This window comes from Embleya sp. NPDC020630, assembly GCF_044334985.1.
GTDB lineage: Bacteria > Actinomycetota > Actinomycetes > Streptomycetales > Streptomycetaceae > Embleya.
The window spans coordinates 75,085-93,470 of the sequence record NZ_JBIRUB010000012.1; the positions used below are offsets into that span (position 1 = coordinate 75,085).

At 73.2% G+C, this 18,386-nt stretch carries 16 protein-coding genes; 9 read left to right on the forward strand and 7 right to left on the reverse strand.

Going from position 1 to position 18,386, the window contains the following annotated elements; all coding sequences use genetic code 11:
• Positions 1-229: 229 nt before the first annotated feature.
• The 3 genes from ACH4XV_RS32825 to ACH4XV_RS32835 all read left to right on the forward strand — a co-directional run bounded on the left by ACH4XV_RS32825 (position 230) and on the right by ACH4XV_RS32835 (position 4,206).
• The gene (locus ACH4XV_RS32825) at positions 230-1,405 is read left to right on the forward strand and encodes a glutamate--cysteine ligase (RefSeq protein ID WP_395795958.1); all 1,176 of its coding nucleotides are present in this window, start codon (positions 230-232) and stop codon (positions 1,403-1,405) included.
• A 99-nt stretch (positions 1,406-1,504) separates the two neighbouring features.
• Positions 1,505-2,935 carry a KamA family radical SAM protein gene (locus ACH4XV_RS32830; RefSeq protein WP_395795959.1) on the forward strand — a complete coding sequence of 477 codons (1,431 nt, stop codon included), beginning with the start codon at positions 1,505-1,507 and terminating at the stop codon, positions 2,933-2,935.
• Positions 2,932-4,206 (forward strand): pyridoxal phosphate-dependent aminotransferase, encoded by a 1,275-nt coding sequence (locus ACH4XV_RS32835; protein WP_395795960.1) that lies wholly within the window; start codon positions 2,932-2,934, stop codon positions 4,204-4,206. Before ACH4XV_RS32830 ends, ACH4XV_RS32835 begins: the two co-directional genes overlap by 4 nt.
• A 45-nt stretch (positions 4,207-4,251) precedes the next feature.
• Here the strand turns inward: ACH4XV_RS32835 and ACH4XV_RS32840 are convergent, their stop codons facing one another.
• Complete coding sequence (locus tag ACH4XV_RS32840; protein ID WP_395795961.1) at positions 4,252-5,238, reverse strand: ArsR family transcriptional regulator; 987 nt, start codon at positions 5,236-5,238, stop codon at positions 4,252-4,254.
• A 56-nt stretch (positions 5,239-5,294) separates the two neighbouring features.
• On the opposite strand from ACH4XV_RS32840, the gene ACH4XV_RS32845 reads away from it, so the two are divergent.
• The gene (locus tag ACH4XV_RS32845; RefSeq protein ID WP_395795962.1) at positions 5,295-6,590 is read left to right on the forward strand and encodes an MFS transporter; all 1,296 of its coding nucleotides are present in this window, start codon (positions 5,295-5,297) and stop codon (positions 6,588-6,590) included.
• On the opposite strand, the gene ACH4XV_RS32850 is transcribed toward ACH4XV_RS32845, so the two are convergent.
• Complete coding sequence (locus ACH4XV_RS32850) at positions 6,580-7,779, reverse strand: cytochrome P450 (RefSeq protein ID WP_395795963.1); 1,200 nt, start codon at positions 7,777-7,779, stop codon at positions 6,580-6,582. The genes ACH4XV_RS32845 and ACH4XV_RS32850 overlap by 11 nt on opposite strands.
• A 297-nt stretch (positions 7,780-8,076) precedes the next feature.
• Here ACH4XV_RS32850 and ACH4XV_RS32855 point away from each other — a divergent pair, with 297 nt between their 5' ends.
• On the forward strand, positions 8,077-8,292 hold the full coding sequence (locus ACH4XV_RS32855) for a hypothetical protein (RefSeq protein ID WP_395795964.1): 216 nt from the start codon (positions 8,077-8,079) through the stop codon (positions 8,290-8,292).
• 20 nt (positions 8,293-8,312) lie between these two features.
• On the opposite strand, the gene ACH4XV_RS32860 is transcribed toward ACH4XV_RS32855, so the two are convergent.
• Positions 8,313-9,170, reverse strand: coding sequence for a phosphotransferase family protein (locus ACH4XV_RS32860; RefSeq protein ID WP_395795965.1), 858 nt, complete (start codon positions 9,168-9,170; stop codon positions 8,313-8,315).
• Between the two features lie 101 nt (positions 9,171-9,271).
• Positions 9,272-10,033, reverse strand: coding sequence for an SDR family oxidoreductase (locus ACH4XV_RS32865; protein ID WP_395795966.1), 762 nt, complete (start codon positions 10,031-10,033; stop codon positions 9,272-9,274).
• A gap of 121 nt (positions 10,034-10,154) precedes the next feature.
• Here ACH4XV_RS32865 and ACH4XV_RS32870 point away from each other — a divergent pair, with 121 nt between their 5' ends.
• Positions 10,155-11,081: a LysR substrate-binding domain-containing protein gene (locus ACH4XV_RS32870; protein WP_395795967.1), complete on the forward strand. Its 927-nt coding sequence runs from the start codon at positions 10,155-10,157 to the stop codon at positions 11,079-11,081.
• 185 nt (positions 11,082-11,266) lie between these two features.
• Complete coding sequence (locus ACH4XV_RS32875) at positions 11,267-11,875, forward strand: hypothetical protein (protein WP_395795968.1); 609 nt, start codon at positions 11,267-11,269, stop codon at positions 11,873-11,875.
• 268 nt (positions 11,876-12,143) lie between these two features.
• Here ACH4XV_RS32875 and ACH4XV_RS32880 read toward each other — a convergent pair whose 3' ends face one another.
• Positions 12,144-13,367, reverse strand: a complete 1,224-nt coding sequence (locus ACH4XV_RS32880; protein ID WP_395795969.1) for a serine hydrolase domain-containing protein — start codon at positions 13,365-13,367, stop codon at positions 12,144-12,146.
• A 424-nt stretch (positions 13,368-13,791) separates the two neighbouring features.
• Between ACH4XV_RS32880 and tpx the strand changes: the two genes are divergently transcribed.
• The gene (tpx, locus tag ACH4XV_RS32885; RefSeq protein ID WP_380033561.1) at positions 13,792-14,295 is read left to right on the forward strand and encodes a thiol peroxidase; all 504 of its coding nucleotides are present in this window, start codon (positions 13,792-13,794) and stop codon (positions 14,293-14,295) included.
• Positions 14,296-14,615: 320 nt separating this feature from the next.
• Positions 14,616-15,467 (forward strand): hypothetical protein, encoded by an 852-nt coding sequence (locus tag ACH4XV_RS32890; protein WP_395795970.1) that lies wholly within the window; start codon positions 14,616-14,618, stop codon positions 15,465-15,467.
• Between the two features lie 94 nt (positions 15,468-15,561).
• On the opposite strand, the gene ACH4XV_RS32895 is transcribed toward ACH4XV_RS32890, so the two are convergent.
• Positions 15,562-17,130: a carboxylesterase/lipase family protein gene (locus tag ACH4XV_RS32895; protein ID WP_395795971.1), complete on the reverse strand. Its 1,569-nt coding sequence runs from the start codon at positions 17,128-17,130 to the stop codon at positions 15,562-15,564.
• Positions 17,131-17,369: 239 nt separating this feature from the next.
• Positions 17,370-18,215 (reverse strand): M55 family metallopeptidase, encoded by an 846-nt coding sequence (locus tag ACH4XV_RS32900; RefSeq protein ID WP_395795972.1) that lies wholly within the window; start codon positions 18,213-18,215, stop codon positions 17,370-17,372.
• Positions 18,216-18,386: the final 171 nt, after the last annotated feature.

The following is an 18,386-nucleotide window of genomic DNA, read 5'->3' on the forward strand; positions in this document are numbered from 1 at the left end:
GCTCCGGACCAACCGCGAAGCTGGAAATCGGACCGGCGCTCGCCCGTCGGGTGCCGTCCGGTGCGACCGTCGAGCGGCGCACCAGTGACCGCCCGGTTCCGGTCGCGCAAGACCGCCGCGGCATCCCAGACCCGGCCGGCCGTCTCCCGTTCGGCCTGGATCCGAAACAGCCCACCCGCCCGTGCGCCGGTTCGTTGCCGGGCTCGCCCGGGTGGCCGAAGGACTTCCGATGGCAGGTTCCCGCTTCACACTCCGGCAGCCCGAATCCCCCGCCCGGTCCGCGACCCGGGAAGCACCCGCCGTCGTGACGCCGACCCCGACGATGGGCGTCGAGGAGGAGTTCCTGCTCGTCGACGCCCGAACCGGCGCGCCCGCCCCGCGCGCCGAACTCGTCGTGGCCAAGGCCGCCGACGCGGACACCACCCGCCTGGAAGCCACCCGCTACCAGGTGGAGTCGGCCAGCCTCGTCGCGCACACGGCGGACGAACTACGCGCCCACCTCGTGCGATCGCGGCGCGACTGGACGGAGGCGGCGGCCGTGTTCGGGTGTCGCCTCGTCGCCGGCGCCACCCCGGTCATCGCACCCGCTCCCGGGCCACTGCTGATCGACGCCCCGAGGCGACACGAGCAGTCGACCCGCTACGGCGACCTGACGGACACGTTCGTCAACTGCGGCTGCCACATCCACGTCGGGACCCTCGACCCGGAGACCGCCGTACAGGTGACCTGCCGGCTCCGCCCCTGGCTGCCCACCCTGATCGCACTCGGTGCCAACTCGCCGTTCCGCGACGAACACGACACCGGGCACGCCAGTTGGCGCAGCGTCGTCAACACCACGTGGCCCTGCTCCGGCATTCCGCCCCGACTGACCTCTGTGAGCGCCTACGAGCACGCCGTCGCCGGCCTGATCGCCACCGGCGCCATCAAGGACCGCAAGATGATCTATTGGGACGCGCGCCCGTCGGCGTCCTGGCCGACGGTGGAGGTCCGGGCGCCGGACGTGGCGACCACGGTCGACGAGGCGGTGCTGCTCGCCGTCCTGGTGCGCGCGTTGGTCGCCGACGCGCTGACCTGGATCCGCGCGGGCGAACCCGCTCCGGACATCCCGGCGGAGGTGTTGGTCGCGGCCCGCTGGCGTGCGGCTCGCGACGGTCTCGAAGGCATGGCCGTACATCCGGAGCGCGGGGAACTCGTCCCGGCCAACACCATGGTCGACGCGCTGATCGAGCGGGTACGCGACCACCTGGACGCGGCGGGCGACCTCCCCCACGTCGCCCGAACCCTCGCCGGCCTGCGCCGCGACGGTTGTGGGGCACGGCGCCAACGCCTGGTCTTCGAACGCCGGCATCGTTACACCGACGTGGTCCGCTACCTCGCGGACGCCACCGAGCAACAGGGCGGGTAGCCCGGGGAACGCCCGCCGTCGGCGGCCCGCGCCTCACCGGCGCGGTGCCCGACCCCTCCACCGCCAAGCCATGAACCCTGATTCCTCCGGGAGTTCGTCATGCCGTCGATGCCCACAACCATGCCCGCCACCGAACGTTTCCGGGCCCTGGGACCGCGTCATCTGGACGAGATCGCGGACCGCTACGGGCTGTCCGACGACATCCGCGAGACCATCCGCGCGGTCGCGTGCGTACTGCCGTTCCGGGTCAACGAGTACGTCCTGTCCAACCTCGTGGACTGGGACGACATCCCCGACGATCCGATCTTTCGGCTCGTGTTCCCGCAACGCGGCATGCTCGACCCGGCCGACGAACGCCGACTGGCCGAACTGGCCCGTGGGCCAAGGGACCGGGCCGAACTGCGGTCTTTGGTAAGGCACATCCGCGACGGCCTCAATCCGCATCCGTCCGGACAGCGGCAGCTCAACGTGCCGCGCGTGGGCGAGGCCGAGGTGCGGGGGCTGCAACACAAGTACCGGCAGACGGTGCTCCACTTCCCCGGGCAGGGCCAGACCTGCCACGCCTACTGCACGTACTGCTTCCGCTGGGCGCAGTTCGTCGGCGACCCCGACCTGCGCTTCGCGGCGCCGACGCCCGACGGACTCCTGGCCTACCTGGCGGTGCATCCGGAGGTCGAGGACGTCCTGGTCACCGGTGGCGATCCGTTGGTGATGTCCACCGAACGGCTGCGCGCACACCTGGAACCGATCCTGGGCGTCGAGACGGTGCGCACCATTCGCATCGGCACCAAGTCGCCCGCCTACTGGCCACATCGGTTCGTCACCGACCACGACGCCGACGACCTGCTGCGCCTGTTCGAAGAGGTCGTCGCCTCCGGGCGCAACCTTGCCGTGATGGCGCACTTCAGCCATCCTCGGGAGTTGGAGACCGACCTCGCCCGCCGGGCCCTCGCGCGCGTTCGCGGTACCGGCGCGCTCGTGTACTGCCAGGCTCCGCTGATCGCGCACGTCAACGACGACGCGGCGGTGTGGGCTCGGCTGTGGCGGGCCGAACTGGCCTGCGGGGCGGTCCCGTACTACATGTTCGTCGAGCGCGACACCGGCCCGCACGAGTACTTCGCGGTACCGCTGGCCCGGGCCGCGGAGATCTTCCGCGGCGCCTATCGCACGCTGCCCGGTCTGGCCCGCACGGTCCGCGGACCGGTGATGTCGGCGACGCCGGGCAAGGTGCTCATCGACGGCGTCGAGGACGACGGGAGTGGCCGCTACTTCCGGTTGCGGATGCTCCAGGCACGGGAACCGGCCCTGGTCGCACGTCCGTTCCGGGCACACTACGACGCCGGCGCCACCTGGCTCGACGACCTCGTGCTCGCCCCGGACACTCCCGCCGACATCGCGGCGGCGGTGGACACATCCGGCCGCAGCGACATGAACGGCACGAGCACCCCGGGCGCCCCGCACGGGCTCGCCGGCCGGGCGCGGCGGCGGAGTGGGTACGACCTTCGGCCGACGGAGGCGATGCGGCGATGACCACCTGGTGCACCTCGCCCAATCTGGCGCTCAACGAGGTCGTGGATCGCCGCCGGGCCGAGGGGGTGCCGATCGTGCACCTCGGGTTCGGCGAGTCCCGGCTGCCCGTCTTCGCCCCGCTTCTCGACCGGTTGCGGGCCGGGGCGCCGACCAACGCGTACGGCCCGGTGGCCGGCGACCTCGCGGTCCGTACCGCGGTGGCCGGATACTTCGCCCGTCGCCGACTGCCCACCGATCCGGAACAGGTCGTCCTGGCACCGGGCAGCAAACCGTTGCTGATGGCGATCCAGCATGTCGTCGCGGGCGACGTGTTGTTGCCCCGGCCGTGTTGGAACTCCTACGCGCCCCAGGCCCGGTTGGCCGGCAAGACACCGATCGGGGTGCCGATTCCCCGCGACTACGGGGGAGTTCCCGATCCGGACGCCTTGCGGGCGCGGATCCGCGCCGCCCGGGCCGACGGGCTCGACCCGCGCATCGTGGTGTTCACCCTGCCGGACAACCCGACCGGGACACTCGCCCCGCCGGACCTGGTGCGCCGGCTCTGCACGATCGCCGAGGCGGAGGACCTGTTGGTCGTCTCGGACGAGATCTACCGCGATGTGGTGCATGATCCGAACGCCACCGAACTGCTCGGTCCGGCGGAGGTGCTCCCGGAACGCACCGTGGTGACCACGGGGTTGTCCAAGAGCCTCGCGCTGGGCGGTTGGCGGATCGGCGCGGCGCGGTTCCCGGCGGGTGCCCGAGGTGCCGGGATCCGAGCCGAAGTGGTCGCGGTGGCCAGCGAGTTGTGGTCGACCCTGGCCCGACCCATGCAGGAGGTCGCGCGGTACGTGTTCGAGGAACCGCCGGAGATCCGCGAGCGCCTGGCCGCGAGTGCCCGGCTGCACGGGGCGGTGGCCCGGGCTGTGTACACGCTCGCGGTCGCGGCGGGCGCCGAGTGTCGTCCGCCGACAGGCGCGTTCTACGTCTACCCGGACTTCGAACCGCTGCGCGGCCCGCTCGGTGCGCTCGGCGTCACCGACTCGGCGTCCCTACAGCGCCGACTCCTTGACGCGTGCGGCATCGCGGTGTTGGCCGGCCACCTCCTGGGCGACGACCCCGGCGCGCTGCGGTTCAAGGCCGCCACCAGCATGCTGTACGGCGACACGATCGCCGAGCAGGAGGCCGCGCTCGCGGATCCCGCCCCGACCGAACTGCCCCACGTCCGCGCCGGACTCGCCGCCATCGAGGCGGGCTTCGGCGCACTCGGCGGCCGTACCCCCGGCGGCTGAATACGTGGCGGCCGAACGCGTGGCGGCCGACCCGGTCGCCTCGGGTCAGTCCGCCGGCCGCCCGTCGGTCAGCCGGTCGCCCAGCGTGCTCCGGTGATAGAGCACCCGGCGGCCGGTCCGGCTGCGGGTCACCAAGCCTGTGGCGTGCAGGACGCGCAGGTGTTGGGACACCGCGCTCGGCGTGACGTCGAGTCGGTCGGCGATCTCGACGCCGGCCATCGGCTCGGCGAGGAGGACGAGCAGTTCGGCCTTGGCGGCGCCGACGAGGGAGGCCAGGGCGCCGGCGTCGGGGACGGGCTCCCGGATCCACAAGGTGGCCACGCCGCGACTGGGATACATCAGCATCGGCGGTTCCTCCGCACTGAGCGGCGGCGCTGGTTTGTGCGCGAACACCGAAGGTACGAGGAGCAGTCCCCGACCGGCCGCCGCCACGTGGTGCCGGCCGATCATCTTGTCGATGTACAACACGCCGTTGTCCCAGCGCAGGTTCGGGTGCATGTCGGCGAACAACGACCGCGCGCCGCCCAGGGCCAGTTGCCGCGCGCGGTAGGTCATGTCGGCTTCGAGCAGGAGCCGGATCCGCGGCCACGTCGGCCGGATGGCGATCTCCCAGTAGCGCCGCAGCAGTTCGCAGATGCGATCGCGCAGCGCGGCCACCACTTCGTCGTCCCCGGCCACTTCCCGCAGCGGGGCGGGGACCTGGTCCGGGGCGTGTGTGTCGATCAGGTCGCGGCGGACCAGGTCCGGGGAGGTGCGCCGGACGGCGGCCAGTTCCTCGGCGAAGCTCGGCGCGAAGGTGCCGGGTCGCGGGGTCAGGTAGTCGGGGAGGGTGCGCCGGACCGCGACGAGGGACAGCAGCAGGTCGGTGTCGAGCCCGTCCAGTCGGTCGACCACCGACCTGCGCCACGGCAGCAACAACGCGGACAATCCCGGCTCGCGCAACACCCGCAGGCTGCACACGGTTTCGTGCAGCGGGGAGAGGGCGAACCGTGTGTCGGCGAGGTCCTCGACGCCGAGTTCGTAGCTGATCATCAAGCTCCACGCTACATCCATTGGCACCGGCGCGGCGGTGCCGTGGACTGCCGGGTATGACAGACACGGGCAACGACACCTCGCCCGGGCCCCGGAGCGGGGTCCGCCTCCCGCCGGATCCCGCTCCTGCGGCGCGGCCCGACGGGCCGGGAATGCCCCGTCGGCTGGTCCTGATCCTGGCGCTGACCTGCGCGGTCGGCGTGGGCAACATCTACTTCCCGCAGGCGATCGTCCCACTGATCGCCACCGGCCTGCACGAATCGCCGGACACCACCGCCCTGGTGGTGACCGCGACGCAGATCGGCTACACGCTCGGGATCTTCCTGCTCGTACCGCTCGGCGACCGCCTGCCGAACCGTGCGTTCCTGGTCACCCTGCTCTCCGTCACCGCCGCCGGACTGCTGCTCGCGGGCTGCGCGCCCGGTCTGGGTGTGCTCGTCGCCGCCGGGGTCGTGATCGGCGCCACCACCGTGGCCGCGCAGATCGTCGGCCCACTGGCGGCCGGACTGGTCGCCGCCGAACATCGCGCCACGATGATGGGCACCCTGCTCAGCGGCTCGATCGGCGGCATGCTGCTCGCCCGCACGTTCAGCGGCGCACTCGGCGAGGGGCTGGGCTGGCGCGCCCCGTACCTGGTGGCGGCGGCCGTGGTCGCGCTGCTCGCCGCCGCGCTCGCCCGGGCCCTGCCCGAGACCGAGCCCACCTCGCGCCAGGCGTACCCCGCACTGCTCGCCGAGCCGCTGCGACTGCTGCGGGCCGAGTCGGAACTGCGCCGCTCCTGCCTGTACCAGGCGACCGTGTTCGCCGGGTTCTCCGCCGTGTGGACCTGCCTGACGCTGCTGCTCACCGGTCCCGCCTACCACCTGGGTGCCCAGGCGGTGGGGCTGCTCGCCCTGGTCGGCGCGGCGACCATGGTCTGCACCCCACTCGCCGGGCGCCTGGTGGATCGGCGCGGGTCGGATCCGGTCACCCTGATCTGCCTGCTCGGCGTGCTCGTCTCCGCCGCCGTCCTGGTCCCGGGCGCCCGGGGCGGCGCCTGGGGGCTGACCGCCCTGGTCGCCGGCACGCTGCTGCTCGACGTGGCGATGCAGTGCGGGATGGTCGCCAACCAGGCCCGGGTGTTCGCGCTGCGCCCCGACGCCCGCGGCCGACTCAACACCGCCTATATGACGTGCGCTTACCTCGGCGGCAGCGCGGGTTCCTGGCTCGGCGTCCGGGTGTACGGGCGGGCCGGCTGGCGGGGGGTGTGTGCCCTGGTGGCGCTCCTCGCCGCCGTCGCGTCGGCCCGCCACTGCGTGGCGCTGTACCGCCGTCGCCCGGCCGCGGCCGACCGCCGGCCGCTCACCAGGTGACCGGAAGCTCGGCGACCCCGTACACCGCCGACGACGCCCGCAGTCGTACCCGCTCCGGCGGCACGGCGCGGCTCAGGGTGGGAAATCGGCGCAGCAGCGCGGGGATGGCGATGCCCAGTTGCATGCGGGCGAGTTGGGCGCCCAGGCAGTGGTGGGTGCCGTGTCCGAAAGCGAGGTGCGGGGTGGGCCGGCGGTCGGGGTCGAAGCGGTCCGGTCGATCGTGCACGGCCTCGTCCCGGTTCGCGGATGCCAGCGAGACCACGACGTGGTCGCCGGCGGCGATCGTATGGTCCCCGATCACCACGTCGGTCAACGCCGTTCGGGGCAGGCCGTAGGGAATGACGCTGAGATATCGCAGCAGTTCCTCCATCGCGTCCGCGACGGCGGCCGGGTCCTCGGTGTCGCGCAGCCGGTCGGCCGCCTCGGGTTCTTGAAGGAGCAGGAAGGTGCCCAGGCCCAGCATCGCGGCCACGGTTTCGTGTCCGGCCTCCAGCAAGTGGTTGGCCAGGCCGATGAGTTCGGCGTCGGTGAGGGTGTCGGCGTGGTCCCGGACGAGGCTGCCGAGCAGTCCGTCGCCCGGCCGCTTGCGCTCCCGGGCGACGAGGTCGGCCATGTACGCGTGCGCCTCGGCCGCCGCCGCGGCCACCTGCTCGGTGGGGCGGGCGAAGTCGAGCAGGGTGGTGGTGCGGCGTTGGAATCCCTCGCGGTCGGCGTAGGGCACGCCGAGCAGTGCGCAGATCGCCAGGGACGGGACGGGGAGCGTGAAGTGGGCGACGAGGTCCACCGGGGGTCGCATACGTTCCAGGACGTCCAGGGCGTCGGACACGGTGCGTTCGAGGTCGGCGCGCATCCCGCGTATTCGGCTCGGGGTGAACGCGTCGACGAGCAGTCGGCGGACCCGGGTGTGTTCGGGTGGGTCGAGGCGCAGCAGGTTTCCCACCCGTCGCGCCTCCAGGTCCGGGCCGGTCGGGCGCAGCAGGTCGGGCGTGCGGGCGGTACCGAACCGACGGTCGACCAGGACGCGGCGTACGTCCCGGTCCCGGCTGACCAACCACAGCGCGCTGCCGTCGGGTAACGACACTTTGCGCAGGGGCTCTTCGGCACGCAGTCGGTGGAAGGCGTCGGGTGGGTCGAAGGGGCGTCCCTCGGGGCGGACGCTGGGCAGGGGGATTGCACTGGTCCCGGACACGGGGCACCTCGCAGGCGATCGTCGGACGGTGACGGTGACTTGGTGCGTGCTCTCGCCGAGGCATCGCGACCGGGTCGGGGACGGTACGCTCGGGGCACCGGGCGAGGGCGTCCCGATGTTTCCCCGCCTCGGGCCCGGCTACGCGCCGAGTCGGGGCGACGGCGACCTCGACACCGCCGAGGCGCATCTGGTGCCCATGCTCGACCGGTACGCCGACGTGTCCTCGCGGGCGGGCACCATCCGCGCCGGTCCGAACTCGGTTTCGTCGCCGAACCGCGCGGCGACGCGGACCGTGCCGTGTTCGCGGCCCTGCTCCTGGGCGCGGCCGACGCGGGCCACCGCAGCGTGGACGCTCCGCTGCCGCCCGGGGGACGTACCGACGCCGACCGGATCACCGCCGCGACGACGGCCACGCTCGGGCCGCGCGCGTTCGCCGAGGCTTTCGCACGCGGCGCCGCCCTGGACTCGAACTCGGCCGCGCACCTCGACCGGACGGCGCCCTCCCCTGCGTAACGGAGCCTCGATGCCCGTGCTCAGCCGAGGAGTTCGGTGAGGCGGCCGGCCTGGCGCTCGGCGGTCCCCGGCGGATTCCGGGGGTTCTCCGGGTCCTCCATCGACAGCTGGAACAGCCAGACGAGGGCGAGCAGGCGTCGGCAGTCGGGCACGCGCGCGGCCTCCGCCGGGGTGAGGTCGACCCGATCGAGCAGTCGACGCACGTCCAGGGACGTATCCACCCAGCTCGATACGTGTTCGGTGATCTCCGCGAGTTCGAAGGCCCGGTCGCTGCGCCCGGACTCCTCGAAGTCCACGACCCGGATCCGCGCCCGTGTCCCGCGTACTCCGGCGTCCGGGCGATCCCCGGGATCCTCCAGGTAGTTGGCGAGATTTCCGTCCCCGGGGCCGAGGACGGCGGACACCTGCCCGCGACCGAGAGCCCGCCGACCACCACCCTGATTCAGCCAGTGCACGCCCGCCGCGAGGGCTCGGCCGACCGAGCGTGTGGTGTCGAGCCCCCACCCCGCCCACTCGTCGATCCGGGCGATGATCGGGTCCTGCTGCCCCGGCCGGACCGGGAGTTCGCGGACGACCTCGTCCGGGACGGCCGCGTACAGCGTGTTCAACGTCGTGGCCAACGCGTCGACACGCTCGTCCCGCACGTGCGTGCCGCGCAGCGCGACCCCCGGCAGCCGGGACATCACCACGACCGGGCACGACGGTCGAGGATCCCGGCTCACCGGGCGCGGGGCCAGGTCGGGCGCGAAGCGGTGCAGCAGGGTCAGCGCGGTCCATTCCCGCCGGTGGTTGTCGTGCGCTCCGGCGCGAAACGTCTTGACCACCGTGTCGGGTCGGAATTCGAGGGCGTGGGTACTCCACGGGCCGTTGGTCGTCATCCGGCCCAATCCTGCCGGACGGGCGCGCCCGCCACATGGGCCCGACGCGGCCCGCCCGCCGATCGCCCGGAGCCCGCAGCCCGCAGCCCGCAGCCCGGACGTCAGGCGAGACGCCCACCCCCGTCGACGTGCAGAACCGTACCGGTCACGTACGGGCTGGTGAGCGCGAACAGGACCGCCCGGACCACGTCGTCGGGCGTACCGACCCGGCGCGCCGGGTTGCGCTCGGCGACCTGACGCAGGAACGCCTCCTTGTCGGCGCCCATGCCGTCCCAGGCGCCGGAATCGACGATGCCGGGCGAGACGGCGTTGACCCGCAGCGGGGCCAGTTCCACCGCGAGCGCCTGGACCAGGAAGGCCAGTGCGCCGTTGGTGGTGGCCATCACCACCCGCCCGGGCGCGGGCCGCCACGCGGCCACGCCGGAGAAGAAGGTGAACGAGCCGCCCTCGCGCATCCGGCCGGCCAGGTGCTTGGCGAGCAGCATCGGCCCGATCACCTTGGCCGCGAACGCGCGTTCCACGGAGGCGAGTTCGAGGTCGGCGACCGGACCGTTCGCGGGCATCGCCGCGGTCGAGACCAGGTCGTCGAAGCTCCCGACCTCGGCGGCGAACGCGGCGATCGAGTCCTCGTCGGCGAGGTCGAGGGCCAGGACCGCCGCCGGCCCGGGCAGGGTGTCCGCCGTCTCCCGCAACCGGGCCGGGTCCGGACCCGCGAGGATCGTTTCGGCCCCGGCGGCCGACACCTGCGCGGCCAGGGCACGGCCCATGCCGGATCCGGCCCCGACGACGACGATCCGCCGCCCTTCGAGGGTCGGGGCGGGGGTGTGCGCGGCGGTCCGGGAGAGATCGGGCGTGACAGACATGGGTGGCACCTTCGTTGCTCATGCCGTATTTCGGGTGCATACGGCCTTGTATCTCGACTCTGCGGCACATCCAACCCATACGTCCAAGGCATACTTTCTATCTCTGCCATAAACTGTGTCTATGGCAACGTTGCGGCAGTTGGAATACCTGGTGACCGTCGTCGACGCCGAGTCCTTCACCCGCGCCGCCGAGCTGCTGCACGTCTCCCAACCCGCGCTCTCGCACCAGGTCCAGGCCCTGGAGCGGGACAGCGGAGGCCCGCTCCTGGAGCGGCTCCCCCGCTCGGTCCGGCCCACCCCGATGGGCCGCGCGATGTTGCCGTACGCCCGTGCCGCGCTCGCCGACGCCGCCCGGGCCCGCTCGGCCGCCCGCCGCGTGGCCGGTCTGGAGACCGGCGAACTGCACCTCGCCTCGGTCTACTCGGTCAGCCTCGGCGTGCTCCCGCCCGTCCTGCACCGGTGGCGCCGCACCCACCCCGAGATCCGGGTGAGCCTGGTGGACCACCGGCACGCCGGCGAACTGCACGAGACGATGACCGCCGGACGCGCCGACCTCGCCGTCGGCCCGCCCCCACCGCGCTGGGACGGACCGCTGCGCGACCTGGGCGTCGAGGAGTTCGTCGTGGTGGTCCCGGCCGACGATCCGGCCGCCGCCGACGGCGCGACGCGGGTCCGGATCGACACGCTGGCCGAGCGCAGTTGGGTGCACTACGCGGCGGGCAACGGCCTCGCCGACGTACTGGATCGTGCCTGCGCCGCCGCCGGGTTCCGGCCGAACACCGCCGTACGTACCGAACAGACCGCCGCCGCGCCCCTGCTCGCCGCGGCCGGCCTCGGCCCCACCCTGGTGCCCGCGAACGTCATCCCGCCGCACTTCCCCGGCCGACTGCTGCGCCCCGACCCGCCCGTGCGCCGTGCCCTCGCCGCGTACGCCCGCCCCCGGCCGGATCCGTTGACCACCGCGTTCCTCGACACGCTCACCGAGCACGCCCGCGTGCTGCCGGCCCACGTGCGCGCCCGACTCGGCCCCGATCCGGACAAGGCCTGACGCCCGGCGACCGCCGACCGACACCGCCGACCGACGTTCGGCCTCCTCGATCCAACAGCACGAAAGCATCATTCGTAGGGGAAACCGGGCTTTCCCGCACACGGCGCACTCCGACGCGCGATCATGTCGGCATCCCGGGTGTGGGTATTCCGCGCACCGGGCACGTCGAGCGAAGGAGTCGCCGGATGGCGTCGTCGGTTGAGGAACTGCGTGTGTCGCTGGAACGGGAGGCCGATGAACTGGCCCATCGTCGCGAGGAGTTGGAGACGGAACTGGCCGAGGTGGAGCGACAACTCGAGGCCCGCCGCAACGCGGTCGCACACCTGACGTTGATCCGCCCCCTCGTCGCGCCCGTACCGCAGCCCCGCAGGGAGCAGAAGTCCGCGCCGCCCGCCGCCGCTCCGGACCCGGCACCCGCGGCCAAGGCCGCGCCCAAGGCCGCGGCCGAGACCAAGCGCACCACCCCCGCGCCGCGCCGGCGCAAGGCCGCGCCCCGCCCCAAGGCCGCCGCCCCGGCACCGGCCGGCCCGCGCCGGAAGGCCGCCCGCGCCCCGAAGGCCGCCGCCCCCGCACCGGCCGCCGAACGTCGGGTCCGCACCCACCTGCGCGACGAGATCGCGGCACTGCTGAGCGCGAGCGAGCAGCCGATGAACGTCCGCCGACTCACCGAAGCCCTGGGCGAGGAGCCCACGAAGAGCCGCCTGGAGAGCGTCCGCACCTCCGCCGAGGGCCTGGTCAAGGCGGGCCGCGCGGGCAAGGCCGGCCGGGGCCTGTTCACCGCCGCCGCCGGCTGACCGGACCACCCGCGCCCACGACACCGATGGCGCGCCCGCGGCCACGAGGCCGACCCCGATGCGGCCCGTACCGCCGTGCACCGGGCGGGAGTTCGGGAGGCCGCAGTGGCCACGGCGGCCCGCTCGCGCATCCCTGCCGCGCCGGTCCGCCGCCGCAACTCCGGCCGGCTGTCCGGGTATCCGCCCCGACCCACCCGGCCCGAAAACGCGCCGGCAGCGCGGCACGAGCCCCTCGGGGCGTTGTGCCGCGCTGCCGCGTGCGCCGGGGTCAGCGCTCGGCCGGGAGGTCGTACACGTTCTCCGGCGTGACGACGGAGGTGATCGCCTTGGCGAACAGCGTGCTGGGCTCGTTGCCGTCGTGCAGGATGTCGGTGTTGAGCAGGATGACCATGGTGGCGTCCTGCTCGGGCAGATACATCGTCACGCTCTCGTAGCCCGGCAGCGATCCGTTGTGCCCGACCCAGCCGCGGACGCGGAACAGCCCGAGCCCGTACCCGGCGTCGTCGAAGCCGGGCACGGGCACGAACTTCTCCCGCTGCTCCTGCACGACCGGGGAGAGCAGCGTCCCGGTGGCCACCACCTTCGCCCAGCGGCGCAAGTCGTGCAGGTCGGAGATCATCGCGCCGGCCGCCCACCCCCAACTCGGGTTCCAGTCCGTCGTGTCGGCGACCTCGCCGGTCAAGGTCTGGTCGGTGTACCCGTGCGCGTGCGGCGCCGGGAACTCGGCGCCGCACGGGAACAGGGTGTGCCGCAGGTGCGCCGGTCCCGTGACCCGCCGGTGGATGAACTCGGCCAGCGGCATCCGGCCCACCTTCTCCACGACCAGGCCGAGCAGGACGGTGTTGGTGTTGGAGTACTGGAACGCGCTGCCCGGCGCGAAGACGTTCGGGTGCCGGAAGGCGTAGCCCAACAACTCCTGCGGGGTGAACGCACGGGTCGGGTCGCTCAGCAGCGCCTGTACGAAGTCCGGGTCGGCGGTGTAGCTGAACAGGCCGCAGCGCATCTCCGCCAGTTGGCGGAGGGTGATGTGGTCGCCGTCGGGCACCCCGTCGACATACACGGAGATCGGATCGTCCAGCCAGAGCCGCCCCTCGTCGACCAGTTCCAGGAGGGCGGTGACGGTGAACGTCTTGGTCTCGCTGCCGATCCGCATGTTGAGATCGGGCGTCATCGGCGCACCGGTGGCGATGTCGGCCACCCCCGTCGATCGCACGTAACTGCCCCGACCGGGCCACCACAGACCGACCGTCACCCCGGGTACCCCGGTCTCCCGACGGGTCTGCGCGATCACCTCGTCGAGACGGGCCACGATCGCCGGATCCAGGCCGTGCGACGCGTGGTCGCCGGGGTCCGAGGCGTCGACGCGCGGATCACCGGCGACGACGATCGTCGGTGGCGCGGCCTGCGCCAAGGGGCCGGCCAGGGTGAGCGGGACGAGGGCGGACAGCGCGAACAGGGCGGTGGCGAGGCGGCAGCCGGAGGCACGGCGCATGGCGATATGTCTCTTCCGGGGGTGAGGGGACGGGACAGCGAGGGGACCGGACAGCGGAGGGGACCCGCTCGGCCAAGGTGATCACCCGTCCGCGCAGCGGACCGCGCGCCGACCGGCACCGCCCGGCGATTCCACCCGTACGGCCGCCGGCGCCGCGCCCCGGACGCGGGCCGACATCGCGCCGGGGCGCCGACATCACGGGCCGACCGGCGCCGCCCCTCGGCCCCGATCGGGCGCCCGATAGCCTGAGGCGCACGCTTCCCGGCCGTCGGGCGTCCCGCTCCACGGATGTCGGTCGCCGATTGGGCTTCGGTCCGGGAGCGGCCGTGTCGGGACCCGGGACACGTGTCGGTCGCGGTCGTCCCGCGGTCGGCACGCGGCCCGACACGACCGGCTCGCATCCCCTACCAACTCGGAGGTTCCCATGTCACAGACGGTCAACTTCAAGGGCAACCCGGTCGCCGTCGCCGGCCGCCTCCCGCAGCCCGGCGACAGCGCGCCCGACTTCTCCCTGGTGGCCAAGGACCTGTCCGACGTGTCGCTGGAGAACTACGCCGGCAAGCGGAAGGTGCTCAACATCTTCCCGAGCATCGACACCGGCACCTGCGCCGCGTCGGTGCGCCGGTTCAATGCGTCGGCCGCCGACCTGACGAACGCCGTCGTCCTGTGCATATCGGCCGATCTGCCGTTCGCCCAGGGCCGTTTCTGCGGTGCGGAGGGCCTGGACAACGTGGTGACGCTGTCCACCATGCGGGGCCGCGAGTTCCTGGAGAACTACGGCGTCGCGCTCACCGAGGGCCCGCTGGCGGGCGTCGCCACGCGCGCCGTCGTCGTACTCGACGAGAACAACGTGGTCGTGCACTCCGAACTGGTCGCCGAGATCGCCGAGGAGCCCGACTACGAGAAGGCGCTCACCGCCCTCAAGTAGGACGTGTCACGGCGGGCCGATCGGATGACGCATCCGTACGATCGGCACCCGCCGCCGCGCCGGGGGACCGGATCGCGCCGACGACCTCGGCCGATCCGGTCCCCCGGCGTCGGAATATCCATTTCGCGCGGAGATCCCCACATCGGCCGCCAATGGTTGATCTTGGTGCGGCACCCGATGCTAGGTTTTCACCGATTGTCAGCCGGTACGACACCATCCGGCGGGTTCCTCAGGTCGGACGCCCGGACCGCCGGAGAGCATCGGTGCCGTACCGTGCCACGTCGTACCGCGCGTCGGCCGTGATTCGAAACGAGTCCCCGATGTTCGAACACGACGCACCGGACACGGCACGCGCCGCCACCCGCACCCGGGCCCGCCGCCGGCCGTGGCGCGCCCTTGCCGTGACCGCGTGTGCGGTGGCCGTCCTGGCGTCGTCGAGCGCGTGCGGCGGAGGCGACGACAAGAAGGCCGCCGCCGAGCCGCCGCCGAGCGCCGGCCCGCAGACCCCCGGTTCGACGCTGCCGCCCGCCGCCGGCAGCGCCACACCCAGCGCGTCCGCGTCCCAGTCTTCGCTGCGGCCGTGTGTACCGGTCACCGCGACCGACAAGCCCACGCGCGGCACCCTCACCCGCGAGGACCTGCGCTTCGCGTCCCGCGACCCCAGGCCCGTCACCGGCGACGAGGTCTTCGGCCTCGCGCAACTCCCGTACAAATACGCGGGTGGCATGCTGACCCGGACCTGTGTGAAGACCGTGGACGACTGCGCCGCCGTGGCCTTCGACAAGGCCGCCGAGCAGATCGCGCGATTGGGCTGCGAACGCGGCGTCGTCGCGCTCTACGTGGACAAGGCGAACAACGTCCAGACCACGGTCGGCGTGCTCCAGATGCCCACCGCCGTGGCCGCCGCCACCCTCGCGGTGGACGACCCCGACGGCTTCCGGCAGGTCACGCCGCCGACGGCGTCCGGCGCCGAGAGCTTCGCGCCCGACGCCACCTTCAGCCGGGTCAACGAATCGCTCTACCGCTACTACATCTACGCGATATCCGGCCGCGCGGACGGCAAGCAGCGCGAAGCCGGCGAGGTGGACCGCCACATCGCCGCCCAGAACGCCGTCTACCACCTCGTCGGCGACTCCCTGGACCGCCGCTCCACCGGCGCCGCCGCGTCGTGACCGCCCGCCCCGCTCGGGACGGGTGCCGTCCCGAGCGGGGCGGGCGGCACACATCCGGCGGTCGTGGGTATGGGATCCGCGCGACCGGCGAGTGCTACCCCGCCACCATCGACAACGCCGACATGGGCTCCCCCGCCCAGATCCGCCGGGACGCCTCCTCCGGATAGACGGCGATCGTCGGCTCGGCCGCGAAGACCCGGGTCGTGCGCGACTGCGGCTCGTACGCGGGCCATCCCGGGTCGCCGTCCTTCGCGAAGGCCGTCCACGCGGCGCGCATGTGGGCGGACAGCGCCTCCGCCTCCGCCGTCGGGCCGCCGCCGAACAGCAGGGCGGGTTGGCCCCGATCCAGGTTGCCGAACACGAGCGGGACGTCGAGGCCGTGACAGGCGCCGAGGACACCACCCATGCCCGGTGCGGACCAGGTCAGTTCGTACACGTGCGCCCGGCCGCCGCCGGCGATCCGCGCCTCGGCCAGGTGCAGGCTGGGCATCCGGAACAGCCGGTCGGAGCGCACCAGTTCGTACAATTCCTCCGGACTCGCGTGCGGATACCCGGCGCGGTAGCGGCGCGCGGCGTCGCGCTCCGGGCCGAACACGTCCAGGGCGGTCGCGGCCTGATCCTCCGTCACCTCGCCGAGCAGCCCGTCGAGCACGGTGAGCAGGCGCTGTTCGTCGCGCGTGTGGCCGACGAGAAGCGGTACGTCCCGCCCGAAGCCGTCGGCCAGGGCCCGCCACGGTGTGGCCGGGAGCCAATCGCCGTCGACGACCGGCGCGAACGGGGTCGCCCCGTGTGCGGCCCGCCCCCACCGCCCGGCCCAGCGGGTGATCCCGGCGGCCACCGCATCCCCGGCTGCGGCCAACAACTCCGGTTCCACCTCGTAGAGTTCGGCCATCGTGGCGCGCATCCCCAACTCGGCGGCACAACTCGCCGCGACGTCGGCGGCGAGTTCCGGCGTGAAGAACGTACCCTGCACGCTCTGCGCCACGGCCCGGCCGAACAGTCCGGCCGCGCGCGGCATCGCCGACAACGCCGCGACCGACCCGCCGCCCGCCGACTGGCCGAAGACGGTGACCCGGTCCGGATCCCCGCCGAACGCCCGGATGTTGTCCCGTACCCACGTCAGCGCCGCGATCTGATCCAGCAGCCCCCGGTTGGCGGGCGCGCCCTCGATCAGCCCGAAACCCTCGAACCCGACACGGTAGTTGAACGTCACCACCACGACGCCGCCGTCCCGGGCCAGTCGTGCGCCGTCGTACTCCGGCAGACCGGACATGCCGACCGTGTACGCACCACCCTGGATCCACACCATCACCGCAAGCCCCGCGCCCGGGCCCGGATCGGGCGACCAGACATTGACCGTCAGCCAGTCGTCGCCCACGGCGCCCCGCGCCAACTCGGCCATCCCGAGCGCGCCACCCTGAGGCGGCGGCGGCCCGTACGCCAGGGCCGGCCGCACCCCGTCCCACCCGCGCACCGGCCGAGGCGCGGCAAACCGCAGCGCACCCACCGGCGCCTCGGCGAACGGAATACCCCGGAAAACCGCGACCCCCGCCTCCCGCCGGCCCCGCACCGCCCCGACCGCCGCCCGCACTTCGGGCTGCTCGACATCGGAGGACTCGGACGGCTCGGACGGCTCGGACGGCTCGGACGCGCCAAGAATCATCACGACTGCCTTTCGGAGCGGGTCGGGTGCGCACACCTTGGGCCCGAAGCACAGCGGAGAAGCCGGCGTCGCCCCGGACACCCCGGATCATCCCGCCACACCGGCCCACGCGCCGGCCATTTAGCCCCGGTGCCGCCCGCTTCCGCTCCCGCGACAAGCCGAAGCCGGGCGGCGGTACGGGACCCCCCTCCTCGCCCCGCACCGCCGCCCGGCCCCGGCCGGCCGTGGCGCTCTCTCGGCTAGCGGCGCTCCAGCATCGGCAGGCGCGACCGGGCCGAGTGCGCGGCGACCGTGTACCAGAGGTTGACCAGGTCCATCAGCTGGTCCGGGCCCGTCGCCTCGCAGCGCACCGTGAGCAGGTCGACCCGCTCCGCGCCGGGGACCGCCGCCGCGAGCTCGGCGGCCAGCGGGATCTGGAAGCCGACCTCGAAGACGAACTTCTCCGGCAGCGCCAGCGGCTCCAGGACCCCGGCCTTCTCCACGGCCGCCGCCGCGCCGGCCCGGATGAGGTCCTGGGCGACGGTCGGGTGCACGTTGTTCGCGGCGGTGAAGCCCTCGGCGGTCTTGACCGGGACGGTGATCACGCCGGGGAAGGCCGCGGCGGTGGCGGCGCAGACCTCGTTGTCGCCGGTGACCAGTCCGATCGGGACGCCGTGCCGGGCCGCGAGGAGCGCGTTGACCTCGGCCTCGGTGACGGGCTTGCCGTTCAGCCGTACCGAGGTGAAGTCCGACGAGAAGGTGTGCGCGAGCACCCCCGGCGCGCCGGCCGCCGCGTGGTAGCCGATGAACAGCGCGACGCCGTGGTTCGCGCCGAGGCCGTGCGCCATGCACTGGGCCTTCGGGCTGCCCAGGATCACCCGGGCGCGCGGGTCCAGGTGCTGCACGATCAGGTTGTCCATCGTGCCGTGGCTGTCGTTGATCAGGACGCTGTCCGCGCCCGCCGCGAAGGCACCCTCGATGGCCGCGTTGGCCTCGCCGGTCATGATCTCCTGCGCCCTGGTGTAGCCACCGCCGCCGCGCACGATCTGGTCGAGGGTGGCGATGCCCGCCACTCCTTCCATGTCGATCGAGATGTATACGTCCATGGAATCTCCCGTTCGTCGCCGGTTGCCCGCGCCCAGTGCCGGATGTCCGTCGGGCACCGCCCTTCGGGTACCGCCCGTCGGGCGTCGCCCGTCCAGTGAGCATCACGCACCCCGGCCTCGACGGGCGTCGGCGATTCGGACAGGCTCGCATGGGGTTCTTCGTCCTCCCGG